Source organism: Phyllobacterium sp. CCNWLW109 (assembly GCF_037203905.1).
GTDB lineage: Bacteria > Pseudomonadota > Alphaproteobacteria > Rhizobiales > Rhizobiaceae > Phyllobacterium > Phyllobacterium ifriqiyense.
Genome location: NZ_JBBCBK010000005.1, coordinates 161,885 through 181,786 on the forward strand (window position 1 = coordinate 161,885; position 19,902 = coordinate 181,786).

Below are 19,902 nucleotides of genomic sequence, written 5' to 3' on the forward strand. Positions count from 1 at the left end.
TTGCGCAATATGAAAATTTTTTGCAGTGTGGGTTGAGCGGAGAAAAGTTTCATGATCGTAAAACCCGAACCCGGGAAACGGGGAAAACAGAGCAGGCGTGTCAGACTTGAGGATATTGCCGAGAAAGTCGGTGTTTCGTTGAGCACTGTGTCGCGGGCGCTTTCCGGTGAAAAAGGCGTGCGTGCTGATATACGCGAAAGGGTGGTGGAGGCCGCCAAGGCCGCCAATTACACCGTGCCGACGCCGGTTGCAGGCAAGAAAGTTATTGTTGCCGCCTCGAGCGCTGCGATGATTGATTATGTGCGCAACCAGTTCACTCTTTACGTGCTCGAAGGATTGCGGGACCGGGCACAGGTGCTTGGACTGGAGATCATCACGCGCGCCGTGGCCGGGCAAGCGGAAGAAAACGCCATGCTGGAGGAGGCGCTGGCCGATCCGGATGTGGCAGGTCTCCTGTTTCTTACTGTCGACGACGAATCGATCCTTGCGGCGATGCGGGATTTCGGCAAACCGGTTGTGATGATCAATGGCGACGATCCGCTTATGCGGCTTTCAAGCGTAACGCCCTGCAACCGATCCGCTGCGCGTGTGGCGGCGGAACATCTGATCAAGCTTGGCCATGAACGTATTCTCTTCCTTATGCGCCCGGGCCGTCACACAATTGAGAGGCGGCGGGAAGGATGGCGGGATGCGCTGGTGCACCACAATCTTCCCTATACGGATGATCTGGTCGTCCCGGTTGAGGACTGGTTGCCGGAGCTTGCAGCTCAGGCAATCACCAAGCGGCTGAGTGAAAAAGGACTGGATTTTACAGCAGTGCTTGCTGCCGGAGACAGTCTGGCAGTTGGTGCGATGATGGGCGTTCAGCAAGCGGGCTATTCGGTGCCGGGTAACGTCTCGGTCATGGGAATGGATGACCTGCCACAAGCAGCCTTCCTCAATCCGCCATTGACCACCATGCATATTCCCATGCGTGAATTGGGTTATGTGGCGCTGGATCTGTTGCGGGACAGTCTGACAAGTGTTCCGATGCCACCCCGCCGTGTCGAGCTCGCTTGTCATCTTGTGTTGCGGGCTTCCACTGCCAGCAGATAAAAGCGAAGGCGGCGAGTTTTCACCCGCCGCCTTGCAATCTTGTTAGGGCAAGGATTAGAAATTGCGCTGGAAGCGGATGATGCCGCCAAACGCGTCATCGCTGCCGCCATTGGCAATCGAGTCGTCCTTACGTGCGCCGTCAAACTTGGTGTAGTTGATTTCCGGCGTGATCTTCAGGCCTGGAACCAATTCATAAGCCACGTTAACTGCGAAAGCGTAGGTGCCTTCTTCTTCATAGGCTGCCTGTGCATTCAGGACTGCCTTTTCGGAGAGCTTGGCGGCAACGCCACCCCAGACAGCATAATCACCCTGGAACTGGGCAAACCAGTTGGTGTCATGATCGTAGAAGCTTTCGCGTCTGAAATCTGACTGGTATGCGCCCATGACCCATGCGGAGATGCGGTCAGTGATGTTCACGTCAAGGCGAAGATTGACTGCAACATCTTCGACTTTGGAGTCGTAGCCGACAGTACCGGCGATCTTACCCCATGCCTGCTCAAACTTCGCACCGGCAAGAACGTGAGGCATGTAATCATCGATCACATTGTCGCCGAATTCATCCGAGCCCTGTTCAGCTGCGATAATTGCAGAGAAGCCATTGCCCGCTGCGAATGTATAGCTGATCTGGTTGGACTTGCCCGACTGATAGTTGATCACATCGTCCTGAATGATATCGCCGGCATAACCGACCCAGGCGCCGAAGATTTCGTCGGCGACACCAACGCGGAAACCGCCAAGTTCGATATAGGCTTCAGGAATGGTGGCGTCGGAATTATCGCCGTCATCATACTGGAAGCGGGTTGCGATGTAGGAGCGCAAGGTTCCGAGTTCTGTCTCGGAACGGGCATCGAAGGTAACCTGCGCACGGGTACGGATATGATAGCTTTCATCATTCCGGCCTGACTCGTTTCTGCGGCCCGAATTCGAACCATCATAGGGATCATCGCCCCCCTGCAGGTCGAAACGCAAATATCCACCTACCTTGAGGCAGGTTTCTGTGCCTGGCAAATAAAAGAAACCGGCGCCATATGTATCGCAGACGCGAACATATTCAACCGGTTCAGGTTCAGCGACGACGACAGCGTCGGCGGCGCGGGCTCCTGATACCGCTGTCAGTGCAGCGGCGGAACCAATAAGAATGCTTCTAAAATTCATCTGGAATCTCCAGTAAAGATCATGAGTGAGGGATCACATTCAAGAGAGTGAATGCCTCCACTATGTCTTACTTTCGGGCCGTTCAGGTCAAAGGACAAAACCGGTTGCTTCTTACAAGCGCCATAGTGTTGCTTAATTGGCACGAATGAATATTTGAGTGAGGCCATTCTGTGGATAAATCTGCTTGAAAACATGGATTACGGGCGTCAAGCGCACATATTTATTCACGATTGCGTGAGCGGTCTTGAAATCATAAGTCGGAGTTACAGTGTCTAAAAGCCGTTGAAATAGTATTAACTACTACATACATCGATAAAATTAGAAAAAAATACCGCATGGAAGCAACTGATTATGTCCTTTGACGCTCGGGGCATTTCATTGCAGATTGTCTGCGCGTCCTCGAACCTTTTGATGTTTCATAAGAAATCAGGACGATTGAGTTTACTTGATCTCCAGTCAATGCTCAAAGACCCCGCCCTAACCGGTGGGGTCAAGTCTTTTTATGTATTTGTTGATTGGAGTTCCCAAATAATTCAAAATTTGAAATATAAATGACGATATAAAATCAAGCACAAAGCTCAGCAGGAAGAAGATCGTAGTCTTCATTTGCAAGGTGAATATCGAATTGCACCTTGGCGATATGGGAGGCGACAATATTGTTGAACACCTCTTTCAAGGGCGGCAGCAATTCGATGTGTCGTCCACCAGCATCAATAAGCCGGACCATGCCTTCGGTCTCGGCCTTCTTCATCAAACGCCGGATATGGGTGCGCGACACACCATAAAGATGGCCGATCTCATCAAAGGGCAGGCTAACGACATTCTGGTCGCGTTCGGTCCGTCCTGCCATCAGCTTACAAAGCAGCATTTCCCCGCTGTCGCTCGTGGCGAACAGGCGTGAACGGCGATCCTCAATGATCAAGGGTTCTATATCAAACAGCGAATGCAGGCTGGTGGCGAAATAGCGCTCAAGAAAACCGGACGAACTGTCGAGCAGAGCGCGATAGCGCCGCAAGGGGAAAAGCCGGTCTGCAGCAGAAAGGCAAACCGCAATAATATCGTGCAGAACTGAAACCAGTTGCCCTGTGGGCTCGATAAGGTGGCTGCGGTGGTCCGCCTCGTCTTTGACCCGTGTTACATGACCGATATTCTCAAGCAGATTAACAGTAGCCGCTGTGGTGCTCTTGCTGCAAAGACCAAGTTCCGTGGTGACGTGCTGAAGATTTGAAATGGACGCACCGTGATGCACCTCATCGCGTCCGTAATGCATGGCGGCAATTGCCATGCAGATAACTTGCCGTGCAGCATTGGCCATGACTTTATTGGCCATGTACTGGCCTTCGAAAACCCCGACAATGCCATGGGCATATTCAAACGAGGCCTGGCAGAAATTCGGATTATTGCGAAGGATTGCAACACGCTGTCGCAGCCAAAGAGAACGGGCCTCATTGCGTCCACACGATGAGATCTGAACTGCGCTGCCGTCCATGCGATTTATCCTGACTGATTGCCCCGCTTTTATATGGGCATGGGCTGACTCAATTTAAACCGGTCGGTTCGATTTCAATAGAATTATTTTTTGCGGCGGTTTTAGGGTCGAAAGCCTAATGTCCTGCCATGAAGGTGGCAGCAATAATCAGAAGCCCTCCCGCGCTGGCTTCAATGGTCCGTCGGCGCCTGTCATTGAAACCGCTACGGTGCCCGGCTTTGCCGATGGCGATGCTCAAAAGCGTGTAGACCACCGCGCACCAGCACACAAAAACGGCAGAAAGGATGCCAGCTTGTAAGGCGCCATTGCTTCCCTCACGCATGAATTGCGGCAGAATAGCTATGTAGATCATCATGCCCTTCGGGTTGAAAAGTGCCGTCAGAAATCCGCGCTTGAGTTGCCCCGAAGAGGATTTTGCCGCGATGCTTAAAATACCGGGCGTAAGAGAGGAGCGTATCAGCCGGCACGCAAGGTAGATCAAATATGCAATGCCCAGCCAGCGCAGGCCTTCGAACAAAAGAGGTGAAGCAGCAATGATGGCGGCAACACCGCATGCAACAAGTGCGGAATGGATCAAGTAGCCGAGGCAAACGCCAGCAGTGGCTCGCAGGCCAGCAATGGTGCCTGCGGACAGAGCCTGCGATGCCACGAAAAGCATGTCCGGCCCCGGAGTGCAGATCAGCGGCAGCACGGTTGCAGTGAAAAGGGCTATCGTTTGAAATTCCATATTGAAATATTAAGATAGTGCTGCCGCAATTTGCTTGCAAAGATTGCTGGAAATTGGAAAAACTTAGCATCAAATAATGATTGTAAGCACTTATATGGCATGGAACTCCAATGGTACTCGATGAGATCGACAAGCGAATTTTGAAGGCGCTGCAGCGGGATGCGCGCATGCAGAATGTAGAACTAGCGCAGCAGGTCGGTCTGTCGCCCTCACCATGCCTGCGCCGTGTCCGCTTATTGGAGGAGGCGGGTATAATTGATCGTTATGTTGCCGTTCTTAATCCAGCCAAGCTCAATCTGGCACTTTCCATGTTTGCTCGCGTGTGGCTGACGGCGCAGGACGCGGAAACTATCGAGCATTTCATGCATGCCATGAAGAAGCTTCCCCAAGTGGTCGAGTGTTATATCATGCTGGGTGAAAGCGACGCTCTGTTGAGGGTAGTCGTTGCCAATCTCGATGAGTACCGGCGTTTTCAGTCAACGCACCTGACGAAGATCAATGGCATACAGAACGTTAAAACCGATGTGCCCAGCCAGATCGTTAAACAGACCTATGCCTTGCCAATTGATTAGAGCCGTGTTCTGGCGAGTTTTCGCAGGTCGGAGGAATTGGAGGTGCCATATTCCGAATTGTCTGGCGAACACACTTCTTTCACCGATGACCAGTTGCAGATATAGGCACCACATTCCCGGCAATGCACGGGGGCTTCGTCAAACGATTCCTCCGGAATTTGCAGGAATATGGTTTTGCATTCCACACAGGTAAGTGGCTGCTTGAGCTTAAAGAAATCCGACAAATAACGCGACAATGATCCCGCTCCAATCTCGGAGCATTCACGCTCGATTCAACTAAAGATGAATTGCATCACATTTTAATAAAATTAGAAATGAGTCAATTGTTGTTTTATGGCGCAAATGTTCAATCGGCAGAAAGATCGATTTTCCCGTCGGCATCAAACGAAATCGATCCGATGAGTTGAAAAGATTGCGGTCTCCGCGGGCTGTGCGGAGACCATCTTGACGGTGTGCAATTGTAGCGGTTGCTATGTCGGCTGTTTGGTTTTGCGCAGATAAGGCAAGATGCGTTCAAATCCGCCAAAGCGGGCATTTGCATCCTCATCGGAAACACCGGCGGTGATGATGACGTCCTCGCCCTGTTTCCACTGAGCAGGTGTTGCCACCTGATGCTTGGCCGTCAATTGGATACTGTCTATGGCGCGCAGTATCTCATCAAAATTGCGCCCGGTCGTCATCGGATAGGTAAGAACCAGCTTTATCTTCTTGTCAGGGCCAACAACGAAGACTGAACGAACAGTGGCATTGTCTGCAGGCGTACGGCCATCAGACGAATCTCCAGCCTCTGCTGGCAGCATGTCATAAAGCTTGGCCACTTTAAGGTCGTGATCACCGATCAGAGGATAATCGACCTCATGACCCGTTGCCGTCTTGATATCTGCTTTCCATTTTGCATGGCTTTCGACGGGATCAACAGAAATGCCAATGATCTTGGCATTGCGTTTTTCGAATTCAGGCGCAAGCCCGGCCATGTAGCCAAGTTCTGTGGTGCAGACGGGTGTGAAATTCTTCGGATGACTGAACAGAACGGCGTAGCTATCCCTTATCCAATCATGGAATTTGATCTCGCCTTGCGTGGTTTCGGCGGTAAAATCCGGCGCAACATCGTTTATTCGTAAGCCCATTTTGCGGTTCTCTCTTCGATGGATGTCGGTTCCACAATAGTCGCAAAGGGTAGCTTGCCCTTGGCGGCTGATTTGACCAATATCCTAACCGTGTGAGGTTATCGGAGTCTACTACGCACATAATATTACAGCGAAATGCCAAGCAATTACGAATTTTCGAGGCCTGATCTTTGGAGAACGCCATGAACATGTCTGCCCGGCCCCATGTCGAAGCTTTTTTCGATAAGAGGACGTTCTCCATACAATACGTCGTGTCAGACCCGGCCACGGGGGCATGTGCCATCATTGATCCTGTGCTCGATTTTGAGGAAAAATCCGGCGCAACCGGCACATTCAATGCCGACCGTATTCTTCAATATGTGACAGCAGAGAACCTGAAAGTTGAATGGATTCTCGATACTCATCCTCATGCGGACCATTTTTCAGCCGCAGACTATTTGCATTCGCAGACCGGCGCGCCTTGCGCGATTGGCAGTCACGTCGTTGAGGTGCAATCCTTGTGGAAGGATCTGTATAATTGGCAAGGATTCGTCCCTGACGGATCGCAGTGGCACAAGCTTTTTCAAACCGGAGAAACGTTCAGGATCGGCAATCTCAATGCATTCGTGATGTTTTCTCCAGGACATACACTCGCATCGGTCACATATGTGGTTGGTGACGCCGCATTCATTCACGACACATTATTCATGCCTGACAGCGGTACGGCCAGAACAGACTTTCCGGGTGGAAGCGCGGACCAGCTCTGGCATTCCATCCAGGATATATTGGCTTTGCCCGGCGAAACCCGGCTTTTCGTTGGGCATGATTACCAGCCCAATGGTCGTGCTCCAATGTGGGCAAGCACGGTGAGCGAACAAAAAGCCAGCAATTCACATTTAAGCCGCTGTCACTCCAAAGATGAGTTTATCGCTTTCAGGCAGGCGCGGGACAAAACCTTGCCTATGCCAAAGCTGATGCTGCCTTCTCTCCAAATCAATCTCAACGCCGGACGTCTTCCTGAACCGGAATCAAATGGCGCGCGCTATCTCAAAATACCGTTAAACGCCCTAGGCAATGCTATTTGGGAATGATCAAACCCGCCCGGAATGTTCCAGCGGCCTAATCGGTTTCCGCCATTGTTGCACATATCTGTCTGTAGGCCGCTGTCAGATCGATGAGAACTGGCGAAACGACCTTGCCACTCGCGCCACCAATCGGATCCTTGATGTGAATATCGCGCAGTTCACTCATGAACTTTTCCCACATGACCGGGCCGCCATTTTCCAAAAGCTCGGCACGGATGCTTAATTCCGGAGTAACCGGGAGGTGTTTGCGTCCCCAACCGCCCATCATGGCAAGCAATGGCACGAGCTGTATGGCTGGCTCCGTCAGGCTATAGATGGCTTTTTGGCTGTGGCTGGGGTCATCCTGTTTGCTGATCAAGCCAACTGACAACAGGTGCTTAAGCCGCGCAGCCAGGATATTGGAGGCAATTTTCTCTTGCGAATGGGTCAGCAGGTCGCGGAAATGCCGCCGATTTCCAAACATCATATCGCGTATGATGATGAGGCTCCATTTATCGCCCATGATCTCCAGCGACAGATTTATCGGGCATCCAGATCGTTTTTCAATGTTCAAATAGGTTTATCTCCACAGCAACCAGTTGCATTATAGGATCAGTTGTGGCATAAAACAACCAGTTGCAAATCGCAATTGGTTGGAGGGTGCGATGACAAAAGTGAAAGTAGGCGGGTTCTCCGTTTCGATTGACGGGTTCGGGGCAGGGCCGGAGCAAACTCTGGCTGATCCGTTGGGCAAGGGGGGAGAAGACCTGCATCAATGGATATTCGGAACAAAGACTTTCCACGCAATGCTCGGAAAACAGACCGGCGAAACAGGCTCTGACAATGACTATGCCGCCCGCAGCATGGCTGGTTTTGGTGCATTCATTCTGGGCCGCAATATGTTTGGTCCAATCCGGGGCGAATGGCCGGAAGACGACACATGGAAAGGCTGGTGGGGTAACAATCCGCCTTACCACGCTCCGACCTATATTCTCACGCATTACCCGCGCGACCCGATCGTCATGGAGGGTGGCACTACCTTTTACTTTGTAACGGAGGGAATTGAAGCTGCACTTGATCAGGCAAAAGCTGCAGCTGGAAACGCTGACGTGAAGATTGGCGGGGGTGTAAGCACCGTGCGCCAATATTTGAAGGCGGGGTTAATTGATGAGCTGCACTTTGCCGTCTCGCCGGTAATTTTGGGTAAGGGTGAAGCAATTTTCAGTGGAATAAATCTGCCGGAACTTGGGTTCAGCGTCACCGAACGCACCCTGACGGAACATGCGATTCATATCGTGCTTGCGAAGTAACAAAGTCCTCCTGCACAGGAAATGAGCAATGGCGCTTATTATGTACCTTCATCCTCTCTCGTCATATGTACAAAAAGCCAAGACCGGCTTTTACGAGAAAGGCGTGGCCTTCGAGACGCAAATGCTTGACGGTACCGAGCCGGTTGCAAGCGAGTTCGCCGCATTATGGCCAATCAAGAGATTTCCTGTCGTAAAGGACGGTGAGGAACTGATCTTCGAGGCCACGGCTATTATTGAATATCTTGAGGCCCGCTATCCAGACACGCCAAGACTGATACCTGCCGATCCGATGAAAGCCGTGCAAGTTCGGATGTGGGACCGGTTTTTCGATAATTATGTCAATTATCCGCAGCAGAGACTGGTCTATCTGTCAATCGGCCGCGAACCGGATGATGGTGAAGATGGCGCGAAATGGAAAGCGGCGTTCGACGAAGCCTACGCGCTTCTCGATAGGCGCATGGCAGAGCGTGAATGGGTGGCTGATGAATTCAGTCTGGCCGATTGCGCCGCTGCGCCGTCCTTGCTTTATGCGGATTGGACCTATCCAATACCGAGGAATTACCAAAACCTCTGGGCTTATCGCGATCGCCTTCTTGCGCGCGCCAGCTATGCCCGGGCCCTTGATGAAGCCCGGCCATACCGTCACATGTTTCCTTTGGGAGCCCCGGAGGGTCGTGACTGAAAAGCGCCCTCAACTTGGTGAAAAGGCTTCAACTGAAATGCAGGATGGACTCAAAGCCTGTGCTGGCGTTGGTTGCCGGAGATTTCAGTTCCAGTGTCGCCCCCATTTGAGAGGCCAGCTCAGTGGCAATTGATAAGCCAAGGCCTGAACCTGGAGATGTTGTTTTGCCACGGCTGAAGCGTTGGCGGATTGATACGAGCTCGTCGGCACCCAGCACAGGTCCATCATTTGCAATGCGAACTGTACCGCCAGGCTCGAGGCTGATTTTGACCGGAGCTTGTTGATCGCCATGGATCAGGGCGTTTTCTATAAGATTACGAAGCACAATTGCAAAAGCATCCTCGCTTACCGGGCGAACAAGCGTGGCAGCTTTGGCCCGGCTATATCGAATTCTGCCATCTGTCTCGGACGCCCGATTGAAATCTTCAATCACGAGTTCCAGGACTTTCCCCAGATCGGCGGCTTCATTTGAAGTGCCTATCTTTGCCTCGGCACGCGCCAGTTGCATAAGCTTTTCGACAAGCCTGATGAGCTTTTGCAACGACGCCTCGATAAGCGCCAAGCGCGACTTTGAACCCTCACTGCGCAGCTCAGATTTAAGCATCTGCGTCTGCGCGAGTGCTCCGGCGAGGGGAGTGCGCAGTTCATGCGCGCTGTTGGCGGTGAATTCTCTTTCAGCTTTTAGTGTCGACCTTAGCCGCTCAAGCAGGCGATTGACCGACGTTACGATCGGTTGAAGCTCGCGCGGCAAGGTTGACAGCTCAATTGGAGCAAGATTGCCGCTATCCTTGCCTGCAATCGCCTCGCGTAAATCGTTGACTGGTTCAATCGAGCGTCGGACAATGAGCCATATGCCGATAATGCTAACCGGAATCAGTACCAGAACCGGCAGAAGCAGGGCCAGACCTCCTTCAACTGCGGCTTCGGTGCGATGTGCAAGGGAGTCCGCGACCTGCACGAAGATAGTGTTGTTGACGGCGGGAACCGTATAAAATCGTGAGACATCATCCTGGAAGAAGCCGCGCTTTAAAGGAGCAACGAAGGGTGTTGCCGAAACATCGTGCGAGTGAAGGATGACTTTGCCCGTCGCATCCCTGACTTGATAGGTCAGATAACCCTTATGGGTGGATTCGTTCAAACTTTGCTGACGGCGTGCGTCCGATACTTCTGCGCTTTGCAGCACATCGTCGACAACGAGGGGTGTCAAACGCTCGGTTGTTGCCTGCAGTGAGCCATCAAAGATTTCCCCGAACTCGTCCTGCATGACAAACATGCCGGCTATTGTAGCCAGCAGCCAAAAAACGATCAGTGTCGCCGTCAAGGAAAAAATCAGCCGGCGGGTCATGCTGCGGTTTTTCATGAGCGGCCTTCAATCTTGTATCCGACGCCGCGTATCGTCGCGACATGTTCGCGCCCGAGTTTTTTACGCAGACGGCTGATATAGACCTCAACCGTATTGCTCTCGACTTCCCAGCCGAAAGCATAAAGCGCCTCTTCTATCTGAGACTTGGACACGACGGCGCCCGCGCGGGCCAGGAGTTTATCGAGCACGGCCCATTCCCGTCCGGATAATATGATCTCATGCTTTCCCGAAAAGATGCTTCTGCTGGCAATATTGATACGAAGCGTCCCAACTATAATTTCTGAGCTTGAATTGCCCGAATGGCGCCGTGTGACCGCCAATATGCGTGCGGTTAATTCGTCCAGATTGAACGGCTTGACCAGATAATCATCTGCACCAGCATTCAACCCCTCAATACGATCGGAAATCTGGTCGTGTGCGGTAAGAATAATGACGGGAGTTGCGTTGCCCCTTGACCGGAGTGTTCGCAGGAAATTTATGCCGCTTCCGTCCGGCAATCTGAGGTCGAGCAGTATCAACCCATACTCAACCACACGGACCGATGCCGTGGCATCGTCGATCGTCTGCATCCAGTCGACCGCATGGTAAGTGCTGGCGACGTGATCACGCACAGCCTCGCCAAGGGTTTGATCGTCTTCAACAAGGAGAACCCGCAAACCTGACCCCGGTCTTGTGTAATGTTAACACTCAATACCTAATTAAGTTGAGGTCAGCAAATCGATTGCAACGTAAGCGATAAAGAGGGCGTTGATAGCAAGAATACAGGACACTGCAAAGGAACCAAGATCCTTGGCATTTCGTGCAAAAACCGAGTAATCACGCGAAAGATGATCAATGATCTCTTCAATCGCTGTGTTCAAAGCCTCGACAGCAAGCAGCAGCAGAAACAAAGCTGTCAGCACCAGATAGTCCAGAAGCGCTGCCCCCAGAACCGAAAACAATGCAACTCCGCCAAGATAAGCAATGATCTCGTGCCGCGCCGCTGACTCGCGCAGTAGCCGTTCCGCTCCTTTCACAGAGTAGCTTGCAGCGGCAAAAAGGTGACGAAACCCGGTTGTCTTTTTAAAGTAGGGGCTTTCGCTCACGATGACTGCCCCTGCCTGCATGGCGCAAGCGCATCAAGCGCCTTGTCGTGCACTGTTGTCTCGACATGCATCATGCCTAAAACCGTATGAAACAGATTATCATGCGAGTGGGGTTTTACGGCCTCGGCAGCAAGACATTTGGCGTCCACTTCCGTTTTTGCCTCCTGACCGAGCCACAGGACAAAAGGTACATGGGTCTGTTGTGTCGGGGCCATGAAGTAGGGTGCGCCGTGAAGGTAAAGCCCGTATTCACCCGTCGACTCGCCATGATCCGACATATAGATCATGGATGGTGATATCCGCGCCTCGCGCGCTTTCAGCTTGTCGATCACTGTCGAAATAATGTGGTCGGTATAAAGAATGGTGTTGTCGTAGGCGTTTATTATTTCCTGGCGGCTGCATTTTGCGAATTCGGATGTGCGGCAATCCGGTGTGAAGCGACGGTACTCTTCCGGATAGCGCAGATAATAGGCCGGGCCGTGACTGCCGAGCTGGTGAATGACAAGCACTGAATCGGATTTCACATTGTCGAGCCAATTGTCGATCTGGTCGAGCAAAATGCTGTCCAGACACTCGCCATCCTTGCAATAGGCAGGATTTCCAGACTTGTAGAGCGGCTGGTAGGCGGTGCGATCGGCAATCTTCTTATCGCCCGTATTGTTGTCCCACCACTCCGTCTTGATCCCGGCATGGCCGAGTACATCCAGAAGGTTCTCGGTTTCGAGGCCCTTGCGATGCGTATATTGCTTGCGCGTGTAGACGGAGAACATGCACGGCAATGAAACCTCGGTGATGGTGCCGCAACTGCTCGTCTGGGGGAAATAGGTAATATCCTGCTTGGACAATTCGGGATTGGTAAGCTGGCCATAACCTCCCAGCGAAAAGCTCTCGGCGCGCCCGGTTTCTCCGGCAACGATAATAGTGACACGGGGTTTGCCTGATGGAGCGGCAGAGTAGACGCGTGCATCTGTGCCAAGCGGCTGCACAACAATATGTTGGTTGCTGGTCGTACGTATCACGAGTTTAACCACATTCACGATAGGCGCGATGGGATTTAAAGTGGCGAACCAGTCACGATGTTCACGCCCGAGCGACAGATAGGTGCTCGCATGAGAAAGAGCAGCGACGAAGAAAAACACCAGCGCAGGTATAATGACAATCATGTTCCATTTGACTTTTTGCAGATAGGTCCGGTGCCTGATCCGCACCCAGCCAACGAGCAGGGCTGGTAGAATCCCAAAGATAAACATGTGCCACATATAGGCAGAGGTCACGAGATGACCGGCTTCCGCATCTGTCGTATCGACGGCGCTTTGAAGCATGTTCACATCAATGATCGTGCCGTAGCTATCCATGAACCAGGATGTCGAGGCGCTGAAAAGAATAAGAACAATCAAGAATGGTTTGATGAGAAATTTCAGGGAAAAAGACACACACAGGGCGATGAAAGCGCATGTCAGCCCGAAGGCCAGATAGATCAGCGCGACGGTCTGCCCTTGCAGCAGCAGGGTGGCTTTCCCCCAGAAAGTATTATTGGCGGTGGCCATCAAAAAGATTGCAACCAGAACGCTCAGCGTCACACTTCCAATTTGCGGGCGAAGCGAGCGACCTTCGGAATAGTTTAATACGATTGACACGTGCGACTTCCTTGCAGGACTCAAAGTCAGGGATGCCGCCATTGGGCGGCACTGATTGGAGCTGCAATCGCCCTTTTTCCTGACAGGAAGCTGAATGGAACATTCCCCGGCTAAGGACGGGAATATGAGGGTTCAGGTCCGTGTCAGCTTTTAGAAGGAAAATGTCCGCACTGTTTCAACGTGGACTGAGATATGAAGTTTAGAATGAATTATGGAATCTGCTTGATTATCGGGCTTATTGCAGCGCTCTCACTGGTTCCGTTAGCTGCAAAATACGATTCAAAGCACCGCACCAGAATAGCACCAATTTCATATCAGCAGTGATCGGCAATTCAGCTTGCCGCGGTAGATAAATTATTCTCGCCAAACTGGGCATCATGAAGCCGCCGGTAAAACCGGTCTGACTTGAGCAGTTGCGTGTGTGTTCCCTGTTCAAGGATACGAGCATTTTCTACCACAACGATACGATCGGCATTGCGGATCGTGGCAAGTCGGTGGGCGATAACCAGCGTGGTGCGTCCCTGCGCAAGCTCGGCTAGAGATAGCTGGATTTCCCGCTCGGTCTTGGTGTCCAGAGCCGATGTCGCTTCGTCCAAAATCAGAATTGGCGGGTTTTTCAGGAACATTCGCGCAATGGCAAGCCTCTGTTTTTGCCCGCCGGAAAGCTTGACTCCGCGTTCGCCGACAATCGTTTCATAGCCCGCTGGAAGCAATGCAATCATCTCATCAAGCCGGGCACGCCGGGCAGCTTCAGCAATTTGTTCGTCTGTTGCGTTGAGACGGCCATAGGCAATGTTCTCCCGTATGGTCCCGCCGAACAGAAACACATCCTGCTGAACGACGCCGATCTGGCTACGCAGCGAGGCCAATGTCATGTCGCGAATATCGATGCCGTCAATCGTTATGCTACCGGAGTTTACTTCATAAAAGCGCGGCAGCAGCGAGCAAAGCGTGGTTTTTCCGGCACCTGATGAGCCAACAAACGCGACCGTTTCACCGGCCTTGATAGTCAGGTCAATCTCATGCAGCGCATCGCGCTCCGGTGAATATCGGAACGTTACGTTTTTATAAGCGATATTGCCCTTCAGATTGGAAACGGTCAGGGCATTGACGCGGTCGGCTATGTCCGGCTCCGTATCGAGAAGCTCCGTGTAGCGGCGGAACCCTGCAATACCCTTGGGATAGGACTCAATGACCGAGTTTATCTTTTCGATCGGGCGCACAAAAACAGCAACCAGCAGGAGAAAGCTGACAAAACCACCATTTGTCATCTGCCCGGTGATGACAAGGTAGCTTCCGGCGATCATGACAATGACCTGTATCAGCCGCATGCTCATATAGTTCAGTGACGTGCTTGCAGCCATAATCCAATAAGCGGCAAGCTTGGTCTCGCGATAGCGTGCATTGTCGCGGGCGAAAAGAGAGCGTTCATGCTCTTCATTGGCGAATGCCTGAACGACGCGCATACCACCGACATTCTCTTCGATACGCACGTTGAAATCACCGACGCGGCTATAGAGATTTTGCCAGTTCCTGGTCATGCGGCCACCATATTGACCAGCGCCCCAAACAACGATGGGCACCACGATCAGTGTCAGAACTGCCAATATAGGATTGACATAGACCATCAGCCAGAAAGCACCGATGAAGGTCATGATCGCAATGAAGAGGTCCTCAGGACCATGATGGGCGACTTCGCCGATTTCCTCTAGATCCTTGGTTACGCGCCCGACGAGATGACCAGTCTTGTGATTGTCGTAAAAGCGGAAGGACAGTTTTTGCAGATGGTCAAAGCTTTTGCGGCGCATTTCGGTTTCAATATTGATGCCGAGCTTGTGCCCCCAATAAACGACGACCGCGTTCAGGCCCGTGTTAAACAGATAGACCGCCAGCAGACCGAAAGACGCCAGAAGGATAAGTGTCCAGTTCTGGCTGGGCAGCAAAACATCAATGAAGCTGCGCACGGCCATGGGAAAGCCGAGTTCCAGCAAACCCGATATGATTGCGCAGGAAAAATCCAGCGCAAACAGTCCCTTGTAAGGGGCATAATAGGCAAAGAAACGTTTGATCATTTTATACGCGCGAGCACTGTGGGAGAAGCGATTGTGCCTGGAAAGGCACGGGCAGGAGTTAGCACATGTTTGCCTTTTGCCCAATAGAATCGACGAATACAGCGATAATAATGGTCGGCTTTTACAAGCGCTTGAACAGAACTGCCGCGACTTGAACGGAAATGGTGCGGATAGGTCGGAAAGCTTTGCTTAGACCACTAGTTCAAATTGCTGACACGACAGCGATATGCCGTCAGGCCTATAATTTAAGTGCAGCACCGCCCGGCCTTCCCAGTGCCACCAAAAGGCCGGACGGAGGGGGCTTGGGGAAACCGATGAACGTCCAACGATACGACATGCTTGATGGACTGAGAGGCGTTGCTGCCCTCCTTGTCGTTGGCTTCCATCTGTCGCAATTCGGCATGATTCCGGCTATCGTACCGAGAGGCTATCTTGCCGTGGATTTCTTTTTTGTGCTCAGCGGGTTTGTTGTTGCCCACGCCTATGAAAGAGACCTCCGGACTCATTTGTCACTTAGGTCATTCATCATAAAACGCATGATCAGACTCTATCCGCTGGCGCTGCTTGGTGCTGGCATGGGCCTGGTGGTCCTTTTGCTGAAATGGCTGTTTTTTCCCGGAAAAGTTGAATCTCTGGAGGTCCTGCTGGCGTCCGGAATGCTCAATCTTGCAATGGTTCCGTCTTTCCTCAGTGCAACAGCAACATCTCACGATCTTTTCCCCGGAAATGGTCCGCTCTGGTCGCTTTTTTTCGAGTTGCTTATCAATCTATTATGGGCGGTCTGTGGCATTTGGCTCCGCACCAGCACCCTGATCCTGATCATCGTGGTCAGTCTGGTTTTTCTTGCGGTTTTTGTGAACCGATATCACACGCTCAATATTGGATATGACACCGCAACCTTCTGGGGCGGTCTGGCCCGGGTATGTTTCGGCTTTCCCTTGGGTGTGGTCATATATCGTGAGCAGCACCGCCTGAGTGCAAATGCGCGGCATTGGAGCATGTTTACCCTTTCGGCAGCACTGGTTTTTGTGCTTGCAATTCCAGTTGCCGTATCAGAGCGAAATTTCCCTTGGCTGGACTTGGTTTTTATCAGCCTGTGTCTGCCTGCCATCGTCATTGGAGGCACCGGGCAAACAAACACCATGCGTTTCGGCTCCCTGCTCGGCAGTTTGTCCTATCCAATTTATGTTTTGCATTTTCCTATTGTCTTGATGATGTCAGGTCTTAGCCAATCATTGCTTTCAGGCTGGAATACGCACATTATCGCCAGCATGAGCTTCGTCATGATCCTGGCTTTTTCCTGGATGGCCTTGCGTCTTTATGATGAACCCATGCGAAGAATGCTCACATCTTTGACGCGCAAGGGCGATGGCAAATTCTACAAACCCTTCCCGACACCGGAACCTGTAAGCGGAGCAACTCAACCAGACGGAGGGCAGATCGATGTTCGGCTTTAACGTCAGAGATCCGGAGCGGGATCGCGAGAGTGATACAGCCCGATTCAAACGCATTATTACGACGCTGACGGCTGTCCGAAATGAATTGGAACTGGAGAAGCTCGGCCTCAACAAGCGTTTTGCCGAAGCATCTGCGGATGCGGCACTGACGCTTGAAGCAATGACAGATATTGCCGAACCGGAATCCTATGAGGGTCGCCTGGAAAATCTGACGAGCGTTATGAAAGCCTATGAAAAGCGGGTTGCGTTTCTTGAAAGCCAGTTGACTTTTGTTGAAGGCATTTTGGGAAAAACCTCATCTTTTCACGACGAATTATAGTAACGCAAATAACTATCTGCTTGGCAGAGAAGACACTAACTTTTAGGCACTTGTGTCTATGTAGCAATAGTTTGGCAGATTCTTTGACTTTTCTTTCAAAAATCCATCAACCCTCTTGCACAATGTCATTATTTTGCGGATAGTCGAGACTTAAAACGAATTTATCTTATGAAAAACGAACCCGGAACGGACATTCCGTACTGTCGGTCTCTTTGCAAGTATTTCAGAGGCAGTATTAATACAAATTTATTATAGTTTTACCTTTATATCTATCTATAGATATGGGGTGGACTTGGTTAAAATTGTGACTGATAGCCTATGCAGATCGTATATCGGGAAGAAAACAGTTAGATAAATCCGGGGCTTATTCGGAATGAAGATTGCAGTTTTTGGAGAGGCAACTGTAAGTCTGGGCGGACAACTTGTTCCCCGTGTCCCTGCCAATTTTCTTCGCATTATTGTTTACCTTCTGCTGGAAAACCCCAACCATTCCGTTTCTCGTGGCAAGCTGTCACAAGTTCTTTGGTCCGAGACGGACCAATCCCACGCTTCCATGAATCTGCGGCAAAGTCTGGCGCGTATCCGCAAATTTCAAGAGCAATATGGCTTAAGTCTTATACAGGGCGATGCTACTTATGTTTACCTGAACCTGTCGCAGGTGCGGGCCGATCTTCTGCGGATCGATCTTCTTGAGTATATGGAGCTAATGCAGAAGGGCGATATTGAGTCCTTGCTGCCGATGATCGAGCTTTATGCCGGCGATCTTCTGGCGCAGAACGAGCCGCAAGCTTCTGATTTTGATGAATGGCTGGACGTCAAGCGGGTAAAGATTCGCGATGATCTGACCGCGATGCTGCTTTTGATGATTGATCAGCCCATAGGCGTAAGTATCGATGAAAAGCGGCAATGCGCCCGTAAGCTGATCGAAATTGACCCCTATCAGGAGGTTGGTTATCGCGCATTGATGCAAACAGCATCGCAGCTTGGGCTGATTGCCAAGGTGGAGCGGACATTCCGGGAATGCACGAAAAAGCTCCGCGATGATCTTGATGTCGAGCCGGAAGAGCAAACGATTGAGCTCTATCAGCAATTGCTGCCGAAACTTTCCCCGGCAACGACAAGAGGGCTCATTATCACGCAGTCAGCACAACCTGTTGCAATCCGGACCGAAATACAGACACCGCACGCGATCCGCGCCGTATCTCAGCTGCAACAGGCCAAACAAGCGGGCCTGCCGCGGGTTATGGTTCTCTATTTGCCGCATAATGCATCCGACCCGATGGAGCAGCTTGCCGCATCGCTGGTAGATGATATCACGATCGGCCTATGCCGTTTGCGCACGCTTTCAGTTGTCGCGCCCTATACGTCCAAGCGCGTGGTAACAGAATCCCCGATTGACAGTTTTGACGGTCTCAAGACGCAATTCGGAGTCAGTTACGCAGTTGACAGCAAGATTGTGCGCCGCGACGGGTTTTGCTTCCTTTCAGTGAAACTCATTGACACCGAAACGCAGGAGATCGTCTGGGCGGAGAAAACAAAGTTTGATTATGTCCTGCCGGAACAGCAATACCGGCAGCTTTCCATCCGCATCATTCTTTCTGTTGTATCGACAATCGAGAAGTCGGAACTTGACCGCTACAACAAGCTCGATCAGGATCCAAATGCCTATTATTGGTACCTCATGGCCAAGCGCGACATCGATAAATTCGACCTGTCCACGCTGCGCCATGCTCGGCAATCTTTCAAGAATGCCCTGATAGCGTCGCCTGACTTTGTTCCTGCGCTTAGCGGGATAGCAAGAACCATGCAAAAGGAATGGCTGATGCTGGCGCGCAGTGAAAAAGATATTTTGCTTGAAGGGGAAAAAATCGCCAAGCGCGCTACCCCCAATGACCCAGACGATGAGCGGCCTCTGCGGGAACTTGGCACAATCAGTATGTATCTGGGCAAATTCGACGACAGTCTCGAATATTTCGACCAAGGCGAGGCGATCAACCCGCAGCATGCGGATTTGCTGGCCGATTATGCGGATGCTTTAACGCATTATGGTTGGCTCGATCAGGCATTGGAGAAAATCCAGCAGGCAATCGCCCATAATCCCCTCGCGCCTGATTATTATTATTGGGTAGGGGGTGGGGCACTCCACAATATGGGGCGCCATTCGGAGGCTGTAGATACTCTCGAGCAGATGCAGAACCCGCGAGCTGCGGCCAGATTGCTGGCAGCTTGCTATGCAATGCAGGGCGAAAAAGAAAAAGCCGGCGAATATAAAAAGCAAGCGATGGAAGATAATCCAACATTTCGGATAGATGATTGGATTAAAGGCCTTGGAGTGCGCTTGCCGGAACAGCGTCAAAGATATGAAAATGCGCTGCGCGAGGCGGGTTTTCAATAGTTAGACAAACAATGCAAACGGGGTAAATGTTGATGGCGAAATACTTCATTATTGGGGAAACGGATGCCAAGGAGCTTTGGTTGGTTGATTTGGACAACCGTTCGGTGGAGCCACTGACAGATATCACTCTTGCCAAGTCACAAGCGGCTGATGCGGGTTTTGTTGAAATCCTTGATAAGGCAAGGGCGAGCGGCATTACTACTTTAAAAGGGATAAGTATCGCGATCGCGACGAACAGTCGATCTGAAGCTATTTCTCAATCATTCATTGTTGATCCGACGTCTCATGAAAAGTAAGTAGACGGGTATTAAGCAAATCTTCTTCTTGATCTATTAAAGAATCGTCATACGCTTGCCATGTGGGCTCTCCTTCTT

At 51.4% G+C, this 19,902-nt stretch carries 19 protein-coding genes; 9 read left to right on the forward strand and 10 right to left on the reverse strand.

Annotated elements, in window-relative coordinates; translation table 11 throughout:
• Positions 1 to 51 precede the first annotated feature (51 nt).
• The gene (locus V9K92_RS21000) at positions 52 to 1,095 is read left to right on the forward strand and encodes a LacI family DNA-binding transcriptional regulator (protein WP_336442018.1); all 1,044 of its coding nucleotides are present in this window, start codon (positions 52 to 54) and stop codon (positions 1,093 to 1,095) included.
• Positions 1,096 to 1,149: 54 nt separating this feature from the next.
• Here V9K92_RS21000 and V9K92_RS21005 read toward each other — a convergent pair whose 3' ends face one another.
• The 3 genes from V9K92_RS21005 to V9K92_RS21015 all read right to left on the reverse strand — a co-directional run bounded on the left by V9K92_RS21005 (position 1,150) and on the right by V9K92_RS21015 (position 4,466).
• On the reverse strand, positions 1,150 to 2,250 hold the full coding sequence (locus V9K92_RS21005; RefSeq protein ID WP_115053802.1) for a porin: 1,101 nt from the start codon (positions 2,248 to 2,250) through the stop codon (positions 1,150 to 1,152).
• A gap of 565 nt (positions 2,251 to 2,815) precedes the next feature.
• A complete protein-coding gene (locus V9K92_RS21010) occupies positions 2,816 to 3,739 on the reverse strand; it encodes a hypothetical protein (RefSeq protein ID WP_115053803.1) in 924 nt (307 codons plus the stop codon).
• Between the two features lie 115 nt (positions 3,740 to 3,854).
• On the reverse strand, positions 3,855 to 4,466 hold the full coding sequence (locus V9K92_RS21015) for a LysE family translocator (RefSeq protein ID WP_337354863.1): 612 nt from the start codon (positions 4,464 to 4,466) through the stop codon (positions 3,855 to 3,857).
• A 110-nt stretch (positions 4,467 to 4,576) separates the two neighbouring features.
• On the opposite strand from V9K92_RS21015, the gene V9K92_RS21020 reads away from it, so the two are divergent.
• Positions 4,577 to 5,038 carry an Lrp/AsnC family transcriptional regulator gene (locus V9K92_RS21020; protein WP_337354864.1) on the forward strand — a complete coding sequence of 154 codons (462 nt, stop codon included), beginning with the start codon at positions 4,577 to 4,579 and terminating at the stop codon, positions 5,036 to 5,038.
• 470 nt (positions 5,039 to 5,508) lie between these two features.
• Here V9K92_RS21020 and V9K92_RS21025 read toward each other — a convergent pair whose 3' ends face one another.
• A complete protein-coding gene (locus tag V9K92_RS21025; protein ID WP_337345101.1) occupies positions 5,509 to 6,165 on the reverse strand; it encodes a peroxiredoxin in 657 nt (218 codons plus the stop codon).
• Between the two features lie 188 nt (positions 6,166 to 6,353).
• Here V9K92_RS21025 and V9K92_RS21030 point away from each other — a divergent pair, with 188 nt between their 5' ends.
• Positions 6,354 to 7,235, forward strand: coding sequence for an MBL fold metallo-hydrolase (locus V9K92_RS21030; RefSeq protein ID WP_337354951.1), 882 nt, complete (start codon positions 6,354 to 6,356; stop codon positions 7,233 to 7,235).
• A gap of 28 nt (positions 7,236 to 7,263) precedes the next feature.
• Here the strand turns inward: V9K92_RS21030 and V9K92_RS21035 are convergent, their stop codons facing one another.
• Positions 7,264 to 7,782 (reverse strand): winged helix-turn-helix transcriptional regulator, encoded by a 519-nt coding sequence (locus V9K92_RS21035; protein WP_115053320.1) that lies wholly within the window; start codon positions 7,780 to 7,782, stop codon positions 7,264 to 7,266.
• Between the two features lie 91 nt (positions 7,783 to 7,873).
• Between V9K92_RS21035 and V9K92_RS21040 the strand changes: the two genes are divergently transcribed.
• Together V9K92_RS21040 and V9K92_RS21045 are read left to right on the forward strand one after the other, a co-directional pair.
• Complete coding sequence (locus V9K92_RS21040) at positions 7,874 to 8,518, forward strand: dihydrofolate reductase family protein (protein WP_337354865.1); 645 nt, start codon at positions 7,874 to 7,876, stop codon at positions 8,516 to 8,518.
• 28 nt (positions 8,519 to 8,546) lie between these two features.
• Positions 8,547 to 9,200, forward strand: a complete 654-nt coding sequence (locus V9K92_RS21045) for a glutathione S-transferase family protein (RefSeq protein WP_337354866.1) — start codon at positions 8,547 to 8,549, stop codon at positions 9,198 to 9,200.
• 28 nt (positions 9,201 to 9,228) lie between these two features.
• On the opposite strand, the gene V9K92_RS21050 is transcribed toward V9K92_RS21045, so the two are convergent.
• The 5 genes from V9K92_RS21050 to V9K92_RS21070 form a co-directional block, all read right to left on the reverse strand.
• The gene (locus V9K92_RS21050; RefSeq protein ID WP_307275693.1) at positions 9,229 to 10,560 is read right to left on the reverse strand and encodes a sensor histidine kinase; all 1,332 of its coding nucleotides are present in this window, start codon (positions 10,558 to 10,560) and stop codon (positions 9,229 to 9,231) included.
• Positions 10,557 to 11,219: a response regulator gene (locus V9K92_RS21055; protein WP_115053324.1), complete on the reverse strand. Its 663-nt coding sequence runs from the start codon at positions 11,217 to 11,219 to the stop codon at positions 10,557 to 10,559. The genes V9K92_RS21050 and V9K92_RS21055 overlap by 4 nt, the downstream gene beginning before the upstream one ends.
• A 42-nt stretch (positions 11,220 to 11,261) precedes the next feature.
• On the reverse strand, positions 11,262 to 11,648 hold the full coding sequence (locus V9K92_RS21060) for a diacylglycerol kinase (RefSeq protein WP_307275688.1): 387 nt from the start codon (positions 11,646 to 11,648) through the stop codon (positions 11,262 to 11,264).
• Positions 11,645 to 13,285: a phosphoethanolamine transferase gene (locus tag V9K92_RS21065; RefSeq protein WP_337354867.1), complete on the reverse strand. Its 1,641-nt coding sequence runs from the start codon at positions 13,283 to 13,285 to the stop codon at positions 11,645 to 11,647. Before V9K92_RS21065 ends, V9K92_RS21060 begins: the two co-directional genes overlap by 4 nt.
• A gap of 332 nt (positions 13,286 to 13,617) precedes the next feature.
• Positions 13,618 to 15,357, reverse strand: a complete 1,740-nt coding sequence (locus V9K92_RS21070) for an ABC transporter ATP-binding protein (RefSeq protein ID WP_337354868.1) — start codon at positions 15,355 to 15,357, stop codon at positions 13,618 to 13,620.
• A 314-nt stretch (positions 15,358 to 15,671) separates the two neighbouring features.
• Here V9K92_RS21070 and V9K92_RS21075 point away from each other — a divergent pair, with 314 nt between their 5' ends.
• The 4 genes from V9K92_RS21075 (at position 15,672) to V9K92_RS21090 (ending at position 19,824) form a co-directional block, all read left to right on the forward strand.
• The gene (locus V9K92_RS21075; protein WP_337354869.1) at positions 15,672 to 16,814 is read left to right on the forward strand and encodes an acyltransferase family protein; all 1,143 of its coding nucleotides are present in this window, start codon (positions 15,672 to 15,674) and stop codon (positions 16,812 to 16,814) included.
• The gene (locus tag V9K92_RS21080) at positions 16,801 to 17,133 is read left to right on the forward strand and encodes a hypothetical protein (protein ID WP_337354870.1); all 333 of its coding nucleotides are present in this window, start codon (positions 16,801 to 16,803) and stop codon (positions 17,131 to 17,133) included. The genes V9K92_RS21075 and V9K92_RS21080 overlap by 14 nt, the downstream gene beginning before the upstream one ends.
• Positions 17,134 to 17,506: 373 nt before the next feature.
• The gene (locus V9K92_RS21085) at positions 17,507 to 19,528 is read left to right on the forward strand and encodes a BTAD domain-containing putative transcriptional regulator (RefSeq protein WP_337354871.1); all 2,022 of its coding nucleotides are present in this window, start codon (positions 17,507 to 17,509) and stop codon (positions 19,526 to 19,528) included.
• Between the two features lie 32 nt (positions 19,529 to 19,560).
• Positions 19,561 to 19,824 carry a hypothetical protein gene (locus tag V9K92_RS21090; RefSeq protein ID WP_336442124.1) on the forward strand — a complete coding sequence of 88 codons (264 nt, stop codon included), beginning with the start codon at positions 19,561 to 19,563 and terminating at the stop codon, positions 19,822 to 19,824.
• Positions 19,825 to 19,902: the final 78 nt, after the last annotated feature.

Coding starts and splice junctions, on each gene's coding strand:
- V9K92_RS21000 (WP_336442018.1), top strand. CDS start 52: ATGATCGTAAAACCCGAACCCGGGAAACGGGGAAAACAGAGCAGGCGT.
- V9K92_RS21005 (WP_115053802.1), bottom strand. CDS start 2,250: ATGAATTTTAGAAGCATTCTTATTGGTTCCGCCGCTGCACTGACAGCG.
- V9K92_RS21010 (WP_115053803.1), bottom strand. CDS start 3,739: ATGGACGGCAGCGCAGTTCAGATCTCATCGTGTGGACGCAATGAGGCC.
- V9K92_RS21015 (WP_337354863.1), bottom strand. CDS start 4,466: ATGGAATTTCAAACGATAGCCCTTTTCACTGCAACCGTGCTGCCGCTG.
- V9K92_RS21020 (WP_337354864.1), top strand. CDS start 4,577: ATGGTACTCGATGAGATCGACAAGCGAATTTTGAAGGCGCTGCAGCGG.
- V9K92_RS21025 (WP_337345101.1), bottom strand. CDS start 6,165: ATGGGCTTACGAATAAACGATGTTGCGCCGGATTTTACCGCCGAAACC.
- V9K92_RS21030 (WP_337354951.1), top strand. CDS start 6,354: ATGTCTGCCCGGCCCCATGTCGAAGCTTTTTTCGATAAGAGGACGTTC.
- V9K92_RS21040 (WP_337354865.1), top strand. CDS start 7,874: ATGACAAAAGTGAAAGTAGGCGGGTTCTCCGTTTCGATTGACGGGTTC.
- V9K92_RS21045 (WP_337354866.1), top strand. CDS start 8,547: ATGGCGCTTATTATGTACCTTCATCCTCTCTCGTCATATGTACAAAAA.
- V9K92_RS21050 (WP_307275693.1), bottom strand. CDS start 10,560: ATGAAAAACCGCAGCATGACCCGCCGGCTGATTTTTTCCTTGACGGCG.
- V9K92_RS21070 (WP_337354868.1), bottom strand. CDS start 15,357: ATGATCAAACGTTTCTTTGCCTATTATGCCCCTTACAAGGGACTGTTT.
- V9K92_RS21075 (WP_337354869.1), top strand. CDS start 15,672: ATGAACGTCCAACGATACGACATGCTTGATGGACTGAGAGGCGTTGCT.
- V9K92_RS21080 (WP_337354870.1), top strand. CDS start 16,801: ATGTTCGGCTTTAACGTCAGAGATCCGGAGCGGGATCGCGAGAGTGAT.
- V9K92_RS21085 (WP_337354871.1), top strand. CDS start 17,507: ATGAAGATTGCAGTTTTTGGAGAGGCAACTGTAAGTCTGGGCGGACAA.
- V9K92_RS21090 (WP_336442124.1), top strand. CDS start 19,561: ATGGCGAAATACTTCATTATTGGGGAAACGGATGCCAAGGAGCTTTGG.